This window comes from Pseudotabrizicola sp., from assembly GCF_030684215.1.
Classification (GTDB): Bacteria; Pseudomonadota; Alphaproteobacteria; order Rhodobacterales; family Rhodobacteraceae; genus Pseudotabrizicola.
Genome location: NZ_JAUXOV010000076.1, coordinates 229,364 through 247,595 on the forward strand (window position 1 = coordinate 229,364; position 18,232 = coordinate 247,595).

The 18,232-nt window shown below is 61.4% G+C and carries 18 protein-coding genes and 1 pseudogene; 15 read left to right on the top strand and 4 right to left on the bottom strand.

From position 1 onward, the window contains the following. Positions 1 to 8 precede the first annotated feature (8 nt). A complete protein-coding gene (locus tag Q8K08_RS20175; protein WP_304802460.1) occupies positions 9 to 146 on the bottom strand; it encodes a hypothetical protein in 138 nt (45 codons plus the stop codon). A gap of 145 nt (positions 147 to 291) precedes the next feature. Between Q8K08_RS20175 and Q8K08_RS20180 the strand changes: the two genes are divergently transcribed. The 6 genes from Q8K08_RS20180 to Q8K08_RS20205 all read left to right on the top strand — a co-directional run bounded on the left by Q8K08_RS20180 (position 292) and on the right by Q8K08_RS20205 (position 6,141). After that, positions 292 to 948, top strand: coding sequence for a shikimate kinase (locus tag Q8K08_RS20180; RefSeq protein ID WP_305251541.1), 657 nt, complete (start codon positions 292 to 294; stop codon positions 946 to 948). A gap of 1 nt (position 949) precedes the next feature. Then, entirely contained in the window at positions 950 to 2,065 is a 1,116-nt protein-coding gene (aroB, locus tag Q8K08_RS20185) for a 3-dehydroquinate synthase (protein ID WP_304798861.1), read from the top strand. A 337-nt stretch (positions 2,066 to 2,402) separates the two neighbouring features. Beyond that, the gene (locus Q8K08_RS20190; RefSeq protein WP_305251542.1) at positions 2,403 to 3,284 is read left to right on the top strand and encodes an FkbM family methyltransferase; all 882 of its coding nucleotides are present in this window, start codon (positions 2,403 to 2,405) and stop codon (positions 3,282 to 3,284) included. A 482-nt stretch (positions 3,285 to 3,766) separates the two neighbouring features. After that, positions 3,767 to 4,180 (top strand): transposase, encoded by a 414-nt coding sequence (locus Q8K08_RS20195; RefSeq protein ID WP_305251543.1) that lies wholly within the window; start codon positions 3,767 to 3,769, stop codon positions 4,178 to 4,180. Then, a complete protein-coding gene (gene tnpB / locus Q8K08_RS20200) occupies positions 4,177 to 4,530 on the top strand; it encodes an IS66 family insertion sequence element accessory protein TnpB (protein WP_305251544.1) in 354 nt (117 codons plus the stop codon). The genes Q8K08_RS20195 and tnpB overlap by 4 nt, the downstream gene beginning before the upstream one ends. A gap of 54 nt (positions 4,531 to 4,584) precedes the next feature. Then, the gene (locus Q8K08_RS20205) at positions 4,585 to 6,141 is read left to right on the top strand and encodes an IS66 family transposase (protein ID WP_305251545.1); all 1,557 of its coding nucleotides are present in this window, start codon (positions 4,585 to 4,587) and stop codon (positions 6,139 to 6,141) included. A gap of 195 nt (positions 6,142 to 6,336) precedes the next feature. Here Q8K08_RS20205 and Q8K08_RS20210 read toward each other — a convergent pair whose 3' ends face one another. Both Q8K08_RS20210 and Q8K08_RS20215 read right to left on the bottom strand, forming a co-directional pair. Then, the gene (locus Q8K08_RS20210) at positions 6,337 to 7,338 is read right to left on the bottom strand and encodes a substrate-binding domain-containing protein (protein ID WP_304803889.1); all 1,002 of its coding nucleotides are present in this window, start codon (positions 7,336 to 7,338) and stop codon (positions 6,337 to 6,339) included. Beyond that, complete coding sequence (locus tag Q8K08_RS20215) at positions 7,335 to 8,705, bottom strand: ROK family protein (protein ID WP_304803890.1); 1,371 nt, start codon at positions 8,703 to 8,705, stop codon at positions 7,335 to 7,337. Before Q8K08_RS20215 ends, Q8K08_RS20210 begins: the two co-directional genes overlap by 4 nt. A 222-nt stretch (positions 8,706 to 8,927) precedes the next feature. On the opposite strand from Q8K08_RS20215, the gene Q8K08_RS20220 reads away from it, so the two are divergent. The 9 genes from Q8K08_RS20220 to Q8K08_RS20260 all read left to right on the top strand — a co-directional run bounded on the left by Q8K08_RS20220 (position 8,928) and on the right by Q8K08_RS20260 (position 17,966). After that, on the top strand, positions 8,928 to 9,749 hold the full coding sequence (locus tag Q8K08_RS20220; protein WP_304803892.1) for a sugar phosphate isomerase/epimerase: 822 nt from the start codon (positions 8,928 to 8,930) through the stop codon (positions 9,747 to 9,749). Between the two features lie 56 nt (positions 9,750 to 9,805). Continuing rightward, a complete protein-coding gene (locus Q8K08_RS20225) occupies positions 9,806 to 10,927 on the top strand; it encodes a substrate-binding domain-containing protein (RefSeq protein ID WP_304803894.1) in 1,122 nt (373 codons plus the stop codon). Between the two features lie 107 nt (positions 10,928 to 11,034). After that, complete coding sequence (locus Q8K08_RS20230) at positions 11,035 to 12,201, top strand: Gfo/Idh/MocA family protein (protein ID WP_304803896.1); 1,167 nt, start codon at positions 11,035 to 11,037, stop codon at positions 12,199 to 12,201. Further along, positions 12,198 to 13,769, top strand: coding sequence for a sugar ABC transporter ATP-binding protein (locus Q8K08_RS20235; RefSeq protein WP_304803898.1), 1,572 nt, complete (start codon positions 12,198 to 12,200; stop codon positions 13,767 to 13,769). Before Q8K08_RS20230 ends, Q8K08_RS20235 begins: the two co-directional genes overlap by 4 nt. Next, entirely contained in the window at positions 13,762 to 14,718 is a 957-nt protein-coding gene (locus tag Q8K08_RS20240) for an ABC transporter permease (protein ID WP_305251546.1), read from the top strand. Before Q8K08_RS20235 ends, Q8K08_RS20240 begins: the two co-directional genes overlap by 8 nt. Positions 14,719 to 14,720: 2 nt before the next feature. Further along, a complete protein-coding gene (locus Q8K08_RS20245) occupies positions 14,721 to 15,020 on the top strand; it encodes a putative quinol monooxygenase (protein ID WP_305251547.1) in 300 nt (99 codons plus the stop codon). Continuing rightward, a complete protein-coding gene (locus Q8K08_RS20250) occupies positions 15,020 to 16,081 on the top strand; it encodes a sugar phosphate isomerase/epimerase (protein WP_304801613.1) in 1,062 nt (353 codons plus the stop codon). Before Q8K08_RS20245 ends, Q8K08_RS20250 begins: the two co-directional genes overlap by 1 nt. Beyond that, complete coding sequence (locus Q8K08_RS20255) at positions 16,078 to 17,202, top strand: Gfo/Idh/MocA family protein (RefSeq protein WP_305251548.1); 1,125 nt, start codon at positions 16,078 to 16,080, stop codon at positions 17,200 to 17,202. The genes Q8K08_RS20250 and Q8K08_RS20255 overlap by 4 nt, the downstream gene beginning before the upstream one ends. Positions 17,203 to 17,333: 131 nt before the next feature. Beyond that, entirely contained in the window at positions 17,334 to 17,966 is a 633-nt protein-coding gene (locus tag Q8K08_RS20260; RefSeq protein WP_305251549.1) for a tyrosine-type recombinase/integrase, read from the top strand. A gap of 149 nt (positions 17,967 to 18,115) precedes the next feature. Here Q8K08_RS20260 and Q8K08_RS20265 read toward each other — a convergent pair. Further along, a pseudogene (locus Q8K08_RS20265) lies at positions 18,116 to 18,232 on the bottom strand (IS5/IS1182 family transposase); the annotation flags it as partial.

An 18,232-nucleotide genomic window follows, 5' to 3' on the forward strand; every position in this document is an offset into this window, starting at 1 on the left:
GGCGTGCCCTAGTCGGCATTCAGCGTCACCGGAACCGTGACTTCGGTCTGGTTGGGGGACAGGTCCGCCAGATAGGCATAACCGGTCAATGCCACGAAACCCAAGATACCCAATACAAACACCGTCTTGAGGATGCGCCCCACCATTGCCTTTTGCCCTTTCAGCCCGATCTATCTGCGTACCACGGGTTTTCCCCGTCGTCTTGCCGCAGCCGTCTTTTCAACATTCGTTCGCTTGCACCAAATCAGCGCCCTCAAGGCGCCGACCTGGCAGCTTTCCGCGCGATTATATATGGCATTCGCGGCGAGTTCACGCCATGAACAAAAAAATGCGTGTGATACGGGCGAAACGCCGCCGCAATCCGCAAAGACAGGCCAATGGGGTCAGCGAACTGAAGGAGGCAGCGTGGCACGCCTGAAAAAGACGGTCGCCATGGTTGGGATGATGGGTGCGGGCAAGACTGCTGTGGGAACGGCACTGGCGCGCGCACTGGGGGTTCCCTTTGTTGATTCGGACGAGGAAATCGTCCGCGCCGCCAATCGTTCGATTGCCGAGATTTTTGAGCGTGACGGCGAGCCGTTCTTCCGTGCCCGCGAATCCGAGGTGCTGGCCCGTTTGCTGCGCGGCCCACCATGCGTTTTGTCCACCGGGGGCGGGGCCTATCTGGCCGAATCCAACCGCCGTCTGATTTCGGAGGCCGGGGTTGCGGTCTGGCTGCGGGCCGACCTTGATCTGCTGTGGAACAGGGTGCGGCACAAGGCCACCCGGCCGCTTTTGCGCACGTCCAACCCGCGCGAGACGCTGCGCGCGCTGTATGAATCGCGCGTGCCGTTTTACAGTCAGGCCGATGTGACGGTGGATGCCAGCCCCGATCTGTCGATCGAGGGCATGGCAGAGCGCGTGCTTACGGGGCTGCGGGCGCGGCCCGATGTTCTTGAAGGAGAGTGATATGACGCTGGATGTGGTCCCGGTCGATCTGGGTGCGCGCAGCTATGAGGTGCGCATCGGCCCCGGTCTGATCGATAGCGCAGGCGCGCAGTTGTTGCCGTTTTTGCGGCGACGCAAAGTTGCGGTGGTGACCGATTCATCTGTGGCACCCTTGCATCTTGAGCGGCTTCTGGCCTCTTTCGCGGCCAAGGGGATCGAGGCCACCGCCCTTGCCCTTCCGGCAGGCGAAGCGACAAAAGGCTGGCCCGAATTTGCCCGCGCAACCGAATGGCTGCTGGAGCAGAAGATCGAGCGGCGTGATATCGTTGTGGCCTTTGGCGGCGGGGTGATCGGTGATCTGGCGGGCTTTGCGGCTGCTGTATTGCGCCGGGGTGTGCGGTTCGTGCAGATCCCGACCACGCTTTTGTCACAGGTAGACAGTTCGGTCGGCGGCAAGACCGGGATCAACACCGCGCAGGGCAAAAACCTTGTCGGCGCGTTCCACCAGCCCACCTTGGTTCTGGCCGATATCGACGTGCTGGAAACCTTGCCCGCCCGCGATTTTCTGGCTGGCTATGGCGAGGTCGTCAAATACGGTCTGTTGGGCGACGCCGCGTTTTTTGACTGGCTGGAGGTGAACGCCCCCAACATGGCCCAAGACCGCAGCCTGCGCCAATATGCCGTGCGCCGCTCGGTCGAGATGAAGGCCGGAATCGTCAGTCGCGATGAGACAGAGGAAGGCGAGCGCGCCTTGCTCAATCTGGGGCACACCTTCTGCCATGCGCTGGAAAAGGCCACCGGCTATTCAGAGCGGCTTTTGCACGGCGAAGGCGTCGCCATCGGCTGCACGCTTGCATTTGAGTTGTCGCAGCGTCTGGGCCTGTGTTCGCAAGAGGCACCAAGCCGCGTACGAGCCCATCTTCGCGCCATGGGCACCAAGGTTGATCTGAAAGACATTCCGGGCGATCTGCCGGATGCTCAGACACTTCTGGCGCTGATGGGGCAAGATAAAAAGGTGGTCGATGGCCAGCTGCGCTTTATCCTCGCGCGCGGAATCGGTGATGCCTTCGTCGCCTCGGATGTACCCGGCGACGCAGTGAAAACCCTTCTGTCCGAAGCACTTGTCGCCCGAAGCTGATCTGAAACCCGCTGCAAACAAAAGGCCCGCTTCGCAGCGGGCCTTTTCAAGTTGGTCTTCCCAAAGGAAAACTTGGCTGGGGCGCCAGGATTCGAAGCCTTGGGTAGATCTCGTACCCAAATGATGCGGGGTTTGTTGGCGGTGGGGCAACGAGTGGGGCGGTTAGGTCATTCGCAAAACAGAGGCAATCTGAGTGTTGCGTTGAAAGGGCTTTATAGCCGACCAAGGAAAGTCATGCCCCTTGCCAAATGATGGTTGATTAACATAACCGATGCTGCCAACAAGTTTGCTGACCCGGCGCTTTTCTATGAGAGAACCCAGCAAGGATGACTATAAGATGAGCACCCGGAACGTTTTTTTGAGGAAGATGGCAAAGCTATATTTGTCCGAAGTTTCAGAGGACCATGCACGTCGCTTCCCGCAACTAGCTTGTTTTGCGTTCGATACCATTTCCGTATCACTGCATATAGACGGTCAGTATGAAAGGTATGAGCTTGAGGCGCTTGAAGAATTGATCTTCCCGCGGATGGATCGCAGCGGGCAGGCAATTGACGTGGGGGCAAACATCGGAAATCATAGTCTATTTTTTGCACGACACTTTCCAAGTGTGGTGAGCCTTGAACCGCATCCCAGGACTTTCCGGCTCTTAGCTTGCAACGCAGACCTAGTGCCAAATGTGATCGCGCTTAATTTAGGTGCCTCGAGTGCGGAGACCGAGATCTCGGTTGCACAAGATCTTCTGAATCTTGGGGCTACGTCTGTTCGCCCGTCGGATCGCCCCGTCGGACTCGGAAGCAAACCCGTGACCCTAAAACTTGTTCCGATCGATATAATTCCTGAAGTGGCGGCGGCACAGCGCGTGTCCTTCATAAAGTTGGACATCGAGGGGCATGAGGAGGCTGCGCTCCGGGGCGCTGAGAAAACGCTTCGTAGACATGGGCCGATCGTTGCAATGGAGATATTGCCTGAAGACATCAATGAGGGATCGACGCCGTCAATCGAACTGCTGAGAAACCTCGGATACACGAACTTTATTGCATCGCGACCTGCCACCCGGATTGCTCGATTGCCGAACCGGACGTTCAAGCGCCTGAAGGCTTTGCTCTCGCTCATCGGCCGCGCACCAAGTGAGCGGCGCGAGTTTGTGCCGGTCGAGTTTCCGCTTCCCCCTAATGCCCGCTACAGTTTGCTCGTCTGCTCGCGAGATCCCCTCATTTGACATCAAGTAACTAAAGCTTTGGTGTCAAGTTCTGGATTTCACGAAGAATTTGGGGGTCTGGTTCACCCAGCAAACCGTCATCTACGGCTCTTAGGTATATACGTCGCATTGCAACGGACCTTGCGGTTTGCCGTTTCTTTAGAAGTGGCAGGTTAAAGACCCGCATCGAAGCCAGAGGAAACGCCTCTTGGATGCTCGCGGTTTTCGACACGTCAAGAATGTGGTCACGGATGAGGGTCTTATTTCCCCCCTCTGCGCTGTTCAGGCCGAGAAGGCTCCTTCGGCGTTGCTCATGGTGTGGTGAGTCATGCTCGGCATAATTGATGGCCTCCTCTAGAAATTTGCCTGAGGCATTCTCGATTGCGGCGGCAAACGCTTGCCTTGAGGCCAAGACCTTTGTAAGCGTTCTCTGGCTCCCACCTTCTGCCTATCCGTCTGATCTGCGATTCCGCCGGTGATGGAGATCGGGTTGGAGTTTCGCGATGGCGACTACGGTGGAGTTTCTCAGGGACTATGGGGTGGAGATACGGGCGAACGGCCAGAAGCGCTGGCCTGACGAGGTCAAGGCGCAGATTGTGGCGGAGAGCCTCAAGCCGGGCGCGACGGTGAATGCGGTTGCGGCGCGCTATGGGCTTCGGGCGAACCATTTGTCGGAATGGCGCGGGCGGGCGCGTGATGGCCGTTTGGTGCTGCCGGCGTTGGAAGATGACATGTTCGGCTTTGTGCCGGTTGTTCAGTCGGTGGGCGACCGGGTGGTCGCGGCTCCGCCAGAGGCTGGAACGCGTGATCGCGACTGGATCGAGATCGCCTTGGGTGAGATGACAATTCGATTGGACTGCGCCACGGAGGCCGAAAGAATTGCCGCGATCGTGCGGGCGCTTGGAACCCGGGCATGATGTTTCCGTCGAACCGTGTGCGGGTTCTGGTCTCGACGCAGCCCATAGATTTCCGCAAAGGGCACGACGGGTTGGCGGCGCTGGTGTCATCGGTTTTGCGCAAGGATCCGTTCACCGGCACGGTCTTTGTGTTTCGGTCGCGCCGGGCCGATCGGTTGAAGTTGCTCTACTGGGATGGCACCGGTCTGGTGATGGCCTACAAGCGACTGGAGGACGCGCGCTTTACATGGCCTGCCATCAAAGACGGGATGATGGCGCTCAACCATGCCCAGTTCGAGGCGCTGTTTGCCGGGCTGGACTGGCGTAAGGTCAAGGCGTTGGAAACCCGCCCGCCTGCTGCGGCAGAATGAATCATCTGATTGATTTTGCGTGTTTTTACGGGGGTTTTCTGATAGAAATCCCCCATGTCAAACGCCCCAGCCCTCGACCTTTCCGCCATGCCGATTGCGCAGCGCGCAGCGGTTTTGGCATTGTTGGAAGAGGTTGCGGCGCTCAAGGACATCACCAAACGCCAGGAGCATCTGATCGCCGAACTGAACCATGCGCTGCATGGCAAACGATCAGAAAAGCTGACCGAGGACGAACGGCAGCTGGCCTTCGAGGACCTGTCCATCGCGCTGGCCAAGGTCGAGGCGGAAAAAGAAAAGCGCACAGCCAGAACAACCGACGGGGCGATCAAGCCTGCCCCAAAACGCACCATCGGCAATCTGCCAGCCGATCTGCCGCGCGTCGAGGAGGTCATCGAACCTGACAGCCTGATCTGCCCTTGCGGCTGTGGAGTCATGCATAAGATCGGCGAGGATCGCACCGAACGGCTGGACATCGTGCCAGCTCAGTTGCGCGTGATCGTCACTGTGCGCCCAAAGTATGCCTGCCGGACCTGCACCGACGGGGTGACCCAAGCGCCCGCGCGCATCCATCTGATCATGGGCGGCCTACCAACCGAGGCGACCATTGCCCATGTGCTGGTCTGCAAGTATGCGGACCACCTGCCACTATATCGCCAAAGCCAGATACTCGCGCGGGCGGGTCTCGATCTGCACCGTGCGGTGCTGGCCATGTGGGTAGGCAAGGCTGCGTTCCACCTGAAGCCTGTGGTGGACCGGCTGGCCGAGCACCTGAAGCGGTCCGGTAAGTTGTTCATGGACGAAACCTCTGCCCCAGTGCTGGATCCGGGGCGCGGGACGACCAAGACCGGATATCTCTGGGCACTGGCGCGCGATGATCGGCCGTGGGGCGGCGAGGACCCCCCGGGCGTCGTCTACTTCTATGCCCCGGACCGCGCGGGGGTGAATGCCGAAACCTTCCTGACAGGCTTCAATGGCACCCTCCAGATCGACGGATACACCGGCTACAACCGGCTGACCCAACCCTCGCGCAAGGGCGGCGCGCCCATTCGGGTGGCGCATTGCTGGGCGCACGCACGACGCAAACTCAAGGAGATCTTCGATCGCGACGGATCAGAGATCGCCGCCGAAGGCCTGCGCCGGATCGCCGAATTCTATGCCATCGAGGCCGATATCCGTGGAATCTCGCCCGGCCAGCGCCTGTCCGCCCGTCAGGCCCGCACCGCGCCGCTGGTCGCAGCCTTCGGAGAATGGCTTCAGGCGCAGCGCCGCAAGATCTCCGGAAAATCCCGGCTGGGGGAAAAGCTCGCCTATATCCACAATCACTGGGACGGGTTGCAAACCTTCCTGCATGACGGCCGCGTCGAGATCGACAGCAACAGGGTCGAAAACCTGATCCGCCCCATCGCGCTCAATCGTAAGAATGCGCTCTTCGCTGGCCACGACGAAGGCGGTATTGCCTGGGGCCGCATCGCCTCGCTGATCGAAACCTGCAAGATCAACGGCGTCGAACCCTTCGCCTACCTCAAGGCCACCCTGACCGCGATTGCCAACGGCCATCCCCAAAGCCGCCTCAATGATCTCATGCCGTGGAACTTCAAGCCGTCAAGCTAGGCAAGCCGTGATGCCCCGCGAACGCTTACCAACGTGCCCGGCCCAAAGCGGACGATCAGCACAGTCGCAGCAAATCGTTGCAGGGTACTTTTGCTGCCATACACTGTGGGGAGTTTCTGCCTCCACCTTCCACAACAGGCTGTCCGCTCGGGTCGCCGATCTTGGTCTGACGCCAAAGACGTGATCAAAATCGCTTCATGACAATCCCAGAAGACGCAGCACTTCGCGCGGTGCGGGTTGCCGCCAGACGGCCTGGAAGGTCTCGACCACATTTCCGCGCGTAACCACGATGCCGGGTAAGGCGATCCAGGCTGGAACGGGGCGGCCGAGCAGGCAAAGAACGACCGTCTGGGCTGCGGCGATCCCTTGCAATAACGGCTGCTGCGCCGCGATGCAGCAGAGAGTGTCGCCCCGCGCAAGCGCAATGGCCGCCGCCTCGCCCAAATCGACAGTCGCCATTGGGAAAATTGCCTTGCGCTCCGTCAGACGTACGGCCGCCGCAAGGGCGGGCGTATCCCAAACGACAAACAGGCCGCCCAGTCCGGGATGGTCCGAGAAGAGGACATCGGCCGTGGAGGCGGCCTCCTCGATCCGCGCAAAGCGGCGGACGCGCGGTTTGATGTCGGGGCGGTTCAGCTGAAGCCACTTGGTAAAAGCGATCTCGCGTTGGTTCGTGGCAAAGAAATCTGCGCCAAAACCAAGTATGCCGACCTCGGCATCGTTCGGGATATGAGGCGAAAGGCCTTCCGCCGCGATCTTGCCCAGACCGAAATTGTCGGCTGAGACGAGGGCGATGTAATCCTTGCCCGGCAGCAGACCCGTCGGTGCATTGTCCAAGAGCACCAGCTTTATGCCCGCTTCCGATACACGCCTATGCGCTGCGGCCACCTGTTCATTGGCGACGGGAAGCGAAATGATCGCATCGGGGCGCAGGGTGACCAGACGGTCCAGTTCCGCCACCTGCAATTCTGGCGAGAAGGCGCAGTCCACTACGTCGATGACCGCTGCCCCGCAATCACCGAAAATCCCGACCATTCCGGACAGTTGCTGTCTGGCCCAATCGCTTTCCAAAGTGTGCAGGACAACGGCTATGCGCCATCCGGCGGCCTTGGCGGCGGCACGGTCATCGGGCAGAAGGGTAACGCGCTCGGGAGGGGCGGCGCGTTCGCCATGCGGTCCAAGGCCGGAGATCATCATGGCGTAAGCTCCTTTCCGGTGTGCGCCGTCATGGGCGGTGGGGGCGCGGCCTCAGCAGAAAGCCTGTCTTGCAAGCTGACGAATGCCGGATGTAACAAAGGGCTGCCCTGCATCACCCATTCCTTTAGGAAAACAGAAGCGAAAAGCGACTCCGACGCCACGCGCGCCGCGCCAACCAGACCGGCCGAACTTCCCATCTGCGATCGGATGATCCGCAGGTCACGGGTCACGAAAGGATGCGATGCGCCATAGACGGCTTCGCGCAACGCGGCGAGAAGGATGTCATTCGTCTGCACGATGGACCCAGACAGCACGATCAATTCTGGGTTCAGCGCATTTGCCAGCGTCGCCACCACCTGCCCGATCAGATGGCCCGACTCCGACAGGATCGCTGCCGAAACGGCATCGCCCATTTGGGCGGCCTGCGAGACCTCGATTGCGGTGATCTCGCCGCTTCGCCGCAGGATGTCGGCCAGCATCGGGCTGCGCCCGTCTTCTGCGGCGGATCGGCCTTTGCGCTGGATCATATCTGATCCGGCAAGCGCATCCAGCGTTCCGTCGCGCCCGCCTGAGGTGACGGGAAGCGACCCGATCAGCCCCGCCGCTCCCTGCGCGCCACGATGGAGCTGGCCGTCGCAGACGATGCCTGCCCCGATGCGGCGTCCGACCTTGATGAACAGCATATTGCGCATACCGATCCCTGCGCCGGCGTGCAACTCGCCCATGGCCATGGTTTCGACGCTTGACCGCATCCAGACCGGCACGCCAAAGTGGCGGGTCAATGTTTCGACAAGCGGAAATCCTTCCCAAGCAGGGAGGACGGGCGGGGTGGTGGTCAGGAAGTCGCCCTCGGTCGTGCCCTGCACCGCGCCGGGAACGGAAAGAGAGATGCCCCAGATGCCGCCATGCGGTGCGTGGCGGTCCATCGACCAGCGAAAAAGCGCGCTCAGACGGTCGGTCAGGTCGCCGGGCGGCGCGGTGAGGTCAGCCGCCTCGTGATGTTCGGTCAGCAGATTGCCCGACAGGTCGGCCACGCCGACGCCAATCGCCGTCTGGTCCAGCGTCGCGACGAGGATCGCCGCACGCCGGGCGGCAAACCTGACGAGCCGCGGCGCCCGTCCCCCGGTCGCGGTGCCGAGTTCGCTTTCGTCCACCAGTCCCAGATCCCCCAGCATCGTCAGGCGGTCGGCGACAACCGCGCGACCGAATTCGCTTTGGCGTTCCAGTTCCTGTCGCGTGCTTGCCGCCCCGGTGCGGACGAGGTTCAGGAGTTCGACCAACGAAGGCGCAGCGGTCTCGACCGTGCGCGGGCGTCCCTTGCCACGCGGGCGGGGCGATTCGATGAGATCGGGACCGGTCAGGGGCAAAGGTGCTTCCTTGCAGTGTTTGGACAGGGATAAAGGCACCCCTTCTGCCGTTCAAGAAAAAACTTTTGCTGTAAAAATGCAGAAGTAGCTATACATAAGTACAAATAATATTGACCGATGCGGAATCTAAGCTTAACCAAGCTCTCACGGTCATAGGAGACCGACGGAAAAGCGGGCAGAGTGGAGCGTTGCCACGAGGCCTGCCGCATGGGAGGGATGCCAATGACGGCTTGGAAACTGGCCTATCACGCCAACTGCTGGGGTGGCCTCGGGGGGGATGCTGTCGGCGTCACGTCGATCACGCAACTGGCCTATCGCACCTTTGGCGATATGGACCGCGCCTGCGCCGACATCGCCGCCGCCGGATATGCCGGTGTAGAGATGTTCGACGGCAACCTGCTGGACCGCAGCGCTGCCGGGATGCGCAAGCTGCTGGCCGACAACGGGTTGGAGCTGGTCGCCACCTATGCGGGCGGGAATTTCATCTTTGACGACATCCTGCCCGAGGAACTGGCCCGTGTGACTCGTGCCGCGGACCGTGCCGCCGAACTGGGCGCGCCGCACCTTGTGGTGGGCGGTGGCGCAAAGCGCTTTGATGGCACGCGGGAGCCGGATTATCACAAACTGGGCGCGGCGCTTGACCGTGTGAAGGCCTTGGCCGAGGCGCGCGGTCTGCGGGCGCATTACCACCCGCACCTGTCGACCATTGTCGAAGGGCCCGCCGAAGTGGCCAAGATCTTCGATCTGACGGCGATCGATTTCTGCCCCGACACGGCGCATCTGGCGGCTGCCGGCGGTGATCCGGCGCAGCTGATCCGCGACCATGCGAAGCGAATTTCCTACGTCCACCTCAAAGGGTTTCAGCGCGAACCCTTTGCCTTCACCCCGCTTGACCGCGGCGATGTGCCCACCGCCCCGATCCTTCAGGCGCTTAAGGAAACCCGTTTTGCCGGATGGGTTTGCACCGAACTCGACTCTTGGTCCGACCCCGCCGAAGGGGCTCGGCTGAGCATGGATTACCTGAAACGGGCCGTCGCGGGCTGATCCGCCTGCCCTTTACTGCGGGAACGACCCCGTAACTTCTCTGGGAGGATGAAGAAATGTTAACCAAAAGAACCTTGATGTGTTCGGCCGCTGCGTTTGCCTTTGCCTTTGGCCTTGGCGCACCGGCCTTTGCTGATCCGGATGCGGCGCTTGCCAAGTTGCAGGAAACAGTCCTTTCCAAAGGGCCAAGTGGCGAAGATCCGTCGCCCGCATCCGAAGTGGTGCTGAGCGATGCAGAGCTTGCAACGATCAAGGAGATGGGTGCCACCGCCGCCATCGTCATGCATTACGGCGGCAACGACTGGAGCCGTGCGCAGATCAACGGGCTGCAAACGCAGTTCGCCGCGATGGGCATCAAGGTGATCGCCGTGACCGATGCCGGTTTCAAACCGGAAAAGCAGGTGAGCGACCTTGAAACTATCATGGCGCAGGCGCCCGACATCATCGTGTCGATCCCGACCGATCCCACCGCCACCGCCGCTGCCTTTCGCGCAGCACAAGAGGCCGGGGCGAAGCTTGTCTTCATGGACAACGTCCCGACAGGTTTCGTCGCGGGAAAGGATTATGTATCGGTGGTTTCGGCCGACAACTATGGCAACGGCGTCGCCGCTGCGCATCTGATGGCCAAGGCCTTGGGGCCGGATGGCGGCGAGATCGGTCTGGTGTTCCATGCCGCCGATTTCTTCGTGACAAAACAGCGCTATGACGCATTCAAGGCCACTATCGCCAGCGATTACCCGAACATTCAGATCGTGACTGAGCAGGGCATCGGCGGGCCGGATTTTTCGGGCGACGCGGAAAAGGCGGCCGGTGCAATGCTGACCTCCAATCAAGGGCTGAAGGGCATCTGGGCGGTCTGGGACGTCCCCGCCGAGGGCGTGATTTCGGCAGCGCGCGCCATCGGTCGCGATGATCTGATCATCACAACCGTCGACCTTGGCGAGAACGTGGCGATCAGCATGGCGCAGGGCGGTTTCATCAAGGGGCTTGGCGCGCAACGCCCCTATGACGCTGGTGTGGTCGAAGCAAAGCTGGCGGGCTATGCCCTGCTGGACAAGGATGCGCCGGCTTTTGTCGCGTTGCCTGCGCTGCCCGTGTCCAAAGACAATCTGCTTGAGGCTTGGCAGCAGGTCTATTCGACCGAGGCGACTGAAAACGTAAAGACCTCGATGCGCTGAACCATGCCGCGCGGGGTGTCCCTATCCCCCGCGCGCAAACCGGGACTTCGGGGTGGCGATTTCACTCTGCCCGCGAAGTCCCGCCCCCATATTCGCGGAGATCGAAAATGACCAAAGTAATGAACGTCGCCATGATCGGCGGCGGGTTCATGGGCAAGGCGCATGCCATGGCCTATGCCTCGATGCCGATGTTCTTCTGGCCCGCCCCCGCTATCCCGCACCGCAAGGTTGTCGTCGACGTCACCGACGGGGCCGCCGAGGAAGCCCGCCGCCGTTTCGGGTTTGACGAGGCGTCGAGCGACTGGCGCAGCGTGGTCGCCCGGCCTGACATCGACGTGGTCGACATCTGCACCCCCAACAACGTCCACGCCGAAATCGCCATCGCGGCGGCTAAGGCGGGCAAGCACATCATCTGCGAAAAGCCTCTGGCCCGCACGGTGGAAGAGGCCCGCGCGATGACCGAGGCCGCGAAGGCCGCAGGCATCATCCACATGGTCGCGTTCAACTACCGGCGCACCCCTGCGGTTGCCTTGGCCAAGAAATACATCGACGAAGGCCGCATCGGCCGCATCCTGAACTTCCGCGGCACCTACCTTCAGGACTGGTCTGCGGACGAGAACGGCCCGCTGTCGTGGCGTTTTCAGAAAAAGATCGCCGGATCAGGGGCGGTGGGCGACATCGGAACCCATGTCGTCGATCTGGCGCATTACCTCGTCGGCCCGATTGCCGAGGTGATCGCGATGACCAAAACCTATGTCACCACGCGCCCGATCCAGCAGGGCGGGGTCGACAAGCTGGGCGCGTCGGAAAAGTCCGCCGAAGCGGAACGCGCGCCCGTCGATGTGGATGACGAGGTGGTGTCGATGCTGCGCTTCGGCAACGGAGCCATCGGCAGTCTCGAAGCCACGCGCAACGCTTGGGGCCGCAACAACTTTATCACGCTGGAAATCCATGGCACCAAAGGCTCCATCGCGTTCAATTACGAACGGCGCGACGAATTGCAGGTGATGTTCGCGGATGATCCGGCCGATGCGCGCGGATTCCGTACGGTCTACACTGGTCCCGCACATCCCTATGGCGGCGGTCTGTGGCCGATCCCGGGTTTGGGCATCGGCTATTCGGAGACAAAGATCGTGGAATGCTTTGACCTGTTCAGTGCCATCGCCAGCGGCAAGCAGCCCAGTCCGAACTTCGAGGATGGTCTGCTGACCGAACTGGTGGCCGATGCAATGCTGCGGTCGGGTGAAAGCGGCAAGTGGGAGCGGGTGGAATGACCGCGCCCGCCCCTGTTGCCGTGCGGATGACGGGGATATCCAAGTCTTTCGGCGGCATCCGTGCCTTGGATAACGTGGATTTCGAGGTTCTGGCCGGTGAGGTTCACGCCCTTCTCGGCGGCAACGGGGCGGGCAAATCCACCATCCTCAAGGTCCTCAACGGCGTGCATGTGCCGGAAGAGGGCGAGATCGTCGTGGGGGGCAACCCGCTTGCCGCCCACACGCCCGAGGCCGCACGGGCGGCGGGCATTGCGATGAACTTTCAGGAAATGTCGCTGATCCCGACACTGACCGTGGCGCAGAACATCTTTCTGACACGCGAGGCGCGGGATGCGCGCGGCATGATCGACGACGCGGATTCGGTGCGGCGGGCGCAGGCGATCTTTGACATGTTGCAAGTCGATGTCGATCCGCATGCGCTGGTCGGTGATCTGGGCGCGGGCCAGAAGCAACTGACCGAAATCGCCAAGGCGATCAGTCAGGAGGCGCGCGTGCTGATCCTTGATGAGCCGTCGACCGCGCTTTCGGTGTCGGATGTGGAGCGGTTGTTCGTCTTTTTGCGGCGCCTGAAAGAACAAGGCGTTGCAATCATCTACGTCAGTCACCGGATGGATGAAATTGCCCGCATCTCTGACCGCGCGACAATCCTGCGCAATGGCAAGCATGTGATTACGGCACCGCTGGCCGAACTGCCGATCGACGTGATGATCGAGCATATCGTCGGCAAGAAGTCCAAAGGGTTGGCCGATGTGGCGCGGGGCGATGCCACGCGCGGCGAGGTTCTGTTGGAACTGTCCGATGTGACCGGACCGCACAAGCCCGAGCAGGTCAGCTTTGCCCTGCATCGGGGCGAGGTTCTGGGGCTTGCTGGTCTGCTTGGTTCGGGACGGTCGGCCCTCGCGCGCGTGATTGCCGGGATCGAGCCTGCGATTTCCGGCGAGATTGCGATCAAGGGGCAGAAGGTGGTGGTCCGCCGCCCTGCGGATGCCATCGCCCATGGCATAGCACTTGTGCCGGAGGCACGGGCGACCCAAGGCATCATTCCGGCGCACAGTGTGGCTGACAACATGGTGATGTCGGTCATCGGGCGGATTTCGCCGTGGGGGATGGTGGACCGTCCCCGCGTGCGCGCCATCGCCGACGAGATGATCCAGCGGCTGCAGGTCAAGACGGCGAGCCGCGACCATGCGGTATCGACCCTGTCGGGGGGCAATCAGCAAAAGGTGGTGATCGGCAAATGGCTGGTAACCGCGCCAGAGATCCTGATCCTCGACGAACCCACAGCGGGGATCGACATCGGCTCCAAGGCCGAAATCATCCGCCTGGTGCGTGAACTGGCGCAGTCGGGCAAGGGCGTGATCGTCATTTCCTCGGAATTGTCGGAACTGCTGACAGCCTGTGACCGAATTCTGGTGATGGCCGATGGCCGTGCGCATCAGATGCTGGACCGCGCCGAACTGGACGATCCTGAAGAGACAGACCCCGAACACGCTTTGCAGGCGGCAGAACGCCGTCTGCAGATCGAAATACAAGAAGCCCTGAGCATCAAGGAGGCCAACCATGGCTAAGGCAGCAACCGCCCCGGCCGGGGCATTTTTCGCCAATTGGCGGCAGAACATCATCTATATCGGGTTCGTGGTGATCTTCGTGATCTTTGCGGTCACTCTGAATGACAAGGGCTTCTTGAATCCTAACAACCTGCTGAACATCGTGCGCCAGACTGCGATGATTGCGGTGATGGCGGTGGCCATGACCTTTGTGCTGTCGGCAGGCGAGATTGACCTGTCTGTCGGTGCGGTCGCGGGGCTTGCCACGGTCACAGTCGCGATGGCCATATCCGTAGCCGGTCCGCTGGGCGGGGTGTTGGCGGGGCTTGCCACCGGCTTGGCCGTTGGCATGTTTAACGGCTGGCTGACCACGAAAATCGGCATTCCGTCATTCCTGACGACGCTTGCCATGATGGGCATCGCCAAGGGTGTGGCGATGTGGATTTCCGGCACCGCGGCGGTGCCGATCCTGTCGCCCGGCTATTCATGGGTGTTCGGTGGCGGTTCGGTCGGTCCGATCCCTGTTTTGTTGTTCTGGATCGCCTTGGTCGCGGGCATTGGCCATATCGCCCTGCGCAGGTCGGGTTTCGGGCGTCGTGTTCTGGCGACGGGGGGCGGCGAAACGGCGGCACGCTATTCGGGGATCGACACCGCGTCGATCAAGTTCCGGGTGCTGGTCCTTTCCTCTTGCGCGGCCGCTCTTGCCGGGATGCTGTATGCGGGCCGACTGCAATCCGGGCGCTTTCAGCTTGGCGAAGGTGACGAGCTTTCCGTGATCGCGGCAGCCGTTCTGGGGGGAACCAGTCTGTTCGGCGGCAAGGGCACGGTCATTGGCACGATCGTCGGGGCGATGATGATCGGCCTGATCAACAACGGGCTGATCCTGATGGGGCTGGAATTCAGCCAACAACTCATCGCGCGGGGAGGGATCATCATCCTTGCCGTCGCCCTGAGCCAGAAGACGCGCTGACCATGTACACGATCATCGGAACCGTTACCGCCCACCCCGAAACGCGCGAGGAACTTGCGGCCCTGCTGCAAGCGCAGGTCGCGCCGACCCGGGCCGAGGCAGGCTGCATCAACTACGACCTTCATGTCGATGCCGCCGACCCTTGCGTCTTTGTGTTCTACGAGAACTGGACCGACCGCGCGGCACTGGACAGGCATCTGGCGGCGCCGCATCTGCAACCGCTGTTTTCGCAGCTTGACCGACTTCTGGCCCATCCGGTCGACATCAGACCCCTGACCATGTTGTCGGAATGGGGCGTGTGATGGCGGGGGCGATCAAGGGGCCGGGCATCTTTCTGGCGCAGTTCGCAAGCGATGATGCGCCATTCGACAGTTTGCCAAGCATCGCCAGATGGGCGGCGGGGCTGGGCTACAAGGCCGTGCAGATCCCAACATGGGATCGAAGGCTCTTCGATTTGGACCGCTGCGCCGAAAGCCAGACCTATGCAGACGAGGTACGGGGCATCTGTGCCGAGGCAGGTGTCGCTATTTCTGAGCTGTCGACCCATCTGCAAGGCCAGCTCGTCGCGGTGAACCCCGCCTATGACGCGGCCTTTGATTCCTTTGCGCCCAAAGCGGTGCAGGGTAATCCCGCCAAGCGGCAGGCCTGGGCGGTGGATCAGGTGACGAAGGCTGCAACGGCAGCGCAGCGTCTGGGGCTGGCAGGAACCGTCAGTTTTACTGGGTCACTGGCCTTTCCCTATCTCTACCCTTGGCCGCAGCGTCCGGAAGGTTTGGTGGAAACGACCTTTGCCGAACTTGCCCGACGTTGGTGCCCGATCCTGGACGCTTATGACGATGCGGGCGTTGATATCGGCTTCGAGTTGCACCCCGGCGAGGATGTGTTCGACGGCGCAAGCTGGGAAAGGTTCCAGTCTGCCGTCGCCGGACACCCCCGCGCCCGCATCAACTATGATCCGTCCCACTTCCTTTTGCAGGCGATGGATTATCTGGCTTTCATCGACCTCTATCACGACCGAATTTCGGCTTTCCACGTCAAGGACGCAGAGTTCCGACCCGACGGACGGCAGGGCGTCTATTCGGGCTATTCGCCTTGGGCCGAACGGGCGGGGCGGTTCCGCAGCCTTGGAGACGGTCAGGTGGATTTTTCCGCCGTTTTCACCCGCTTGACGCAGCACGGCTATCGGGGATGGGCGGTGATGGAATGGGAGTGTTTCCTGAAATCGCCCTCCCAGGGTGCGGCCGAAGGCGCGCCGTTTATTGCGCGTCACCTGATTGACGTGACGGACAAGGCTTTTGACGACTTTGCCAACGGGCAAGTCGACCAAGCGCGTATCGAGCGGATGTTGGGACTTTCGCAATGACCTTGAAACTTGGGATGGTAGGCGGTGGTCAGGGGGCCTTCATCGGCGGCGTCCACCGGACCGCGGCCCGACTCGATGGACGGTGGCAGCTGGTCGCTGGAGCATTTTCGTCAGACCCGCAACGGGCCGCCACGTCCGCTGCCGAATTTGGGATTGCGCCGGATCGGGCCTATGCCAATTTTGCCCAGATGGCCTTGGCCGAAGCTGCCCGCCCCGATCGGATCGATGCCGTTGCCATCGTGACACCGAACCATCTACACGCCGCGGTCGCGACAGCGTTTCTGCGCGCGGGTATACCGGTGATCTGCGACAAGCCCATGACCGCCACGCTGGCCGAGGCAGAGGCGCTTGCTGCTTTGGCCCGCGAGACGGCTATGACATTCGTGCTGACTCAGACCTACACCGGCTATCCCATGGTGCGGGAGGCGCGTGCCATAATCGCGCGCGGCGACATTGGCGAGGTGCGTCACGTACAGGTGGAATATCTGCAGGATTGGCTTGCAGGCCCCGTCGAACAAAGCGGGCAGAAGCAGGCGGTCTGGCGCACGGACCCGCTTCTGTCTGGCGCGGGCGGCTGCATCGCAGATATTGGCACCCATGCGGCCAATCTGGCGACCTTTGTAACGGGCTTGCCGGTGCAGTATGTTCTTGCGGACCTAACCGCCTTTGAACCAGGCCGCAGGCTGGACGACAATGCATCGGTGCTCTTGCGCTTTGCCTCGGGTGCAAAAGGGATGATCTGGGCAAGCCAGATCACGCCCGGCACCAAGAATGCCCTTGGCTTGCGTATCGCGGGGTCAAGGGGAGGTCTGGCATGGCAACAGGAAAACCCGGACCTGCTGGAGGTCACCTTGCTTGGAGAGGCAACCCGCCTGCTGCGCCGCGGTGATGGACTGACAGCAGCGGCGGCACGGATTCCAGCAGGTCATCCCGAGGGTTATCTGGAAGCCTTCGCGACCCTCTACTCGGACGCTGCCGACCTTCTGGAGCGGGGCGCGACAGGGTGTCCGGAACTAGTCGGTTGCGTCTTGGCCGATGCGCTCGACGGACTCGCCGGTATGCGGTTCATCGATGCCTGTGTGCGATCAAGCCAAGCGGGGGGAAGGTGGCTTTCTACCTGACCTGTGTGGTTCTCCGCGAACGACCGCTCCCCGCCCCATACGATTTGTGAGCGCAGAAACGGTGGTCGATGTTACATTGCCCTATCGGAAAAGCCGAGGACGTGGCGGGCATGGTGGACAGGAGAGAAGCCATGCCCATCGAAACACTTCCTGCCCTTCGCCCCGCACGCGCGCCATGGAACAAGGGCCGCATCGTTGGCCAGAAACGCCCCCTGCTGCCCAAACATGTCTGGTCCATCCGTGTCCGGCTGGAAATGGCCGACAATAAGCGCGATCTTGCGCTTTTCAACATGGCCATTGATTGCAAGCTCCGGGGTTGCGATCTGGTCTGCCTGAAGGTGAACGATGTTTACGCCGCCGACCGCGTTAAGGAACGCGCCTCCGTGATGCAAAGCAAGACAGGCAAACCTGTCCGCTTCGAGATCACCGAAACCACGCGACTGACGGTGGAGCGTTGGATCAAAGATCCAGAGATGATCGGTTGCGAATATCTTTGGCCCAGCCGTGTCCATGCCAGCCCGCACTTATCGACACGCCAGTATGCGCGGATCATGCGCGACTGGGTTCTCTCGATCGGCCTTGAACCGAGCGCCTATGGCACCCATTCGATGCGACGGACGAAGGTTGCTCAGATTTACAAGAAGACTGGTAACCTGCGCGCTGTTCAACTTTTGCTCGGGCATACCAAGATGGACAGCACTGTTCGCTATCTTGGGGTCGACCTGGACGATGCGCTGTCCTTGTCAGAAGGGATAGATCTGTAACTACTCCTGCCGATCGGCGTTTCATGCGCCGGTCGGCCCTTGGCCGACGGTCAAGGTCACACTGACGAATGACCGCTTGGTGACAGCAGTTTGCACCATTAGTAAGTGGGCTTGTGTTCCGCATTGTTAGGCTCCAGACTCATTGATGATCAAAGCCAGAAGAGGACGGTTGCGGCCATGGCGACAGCGGAGAGGAAGACCTTCGGGCATCTGTCGTAGCGCGTTGCCACTCGTCGCCAGTCCTTGAGCCTTCCGAACATGATCTC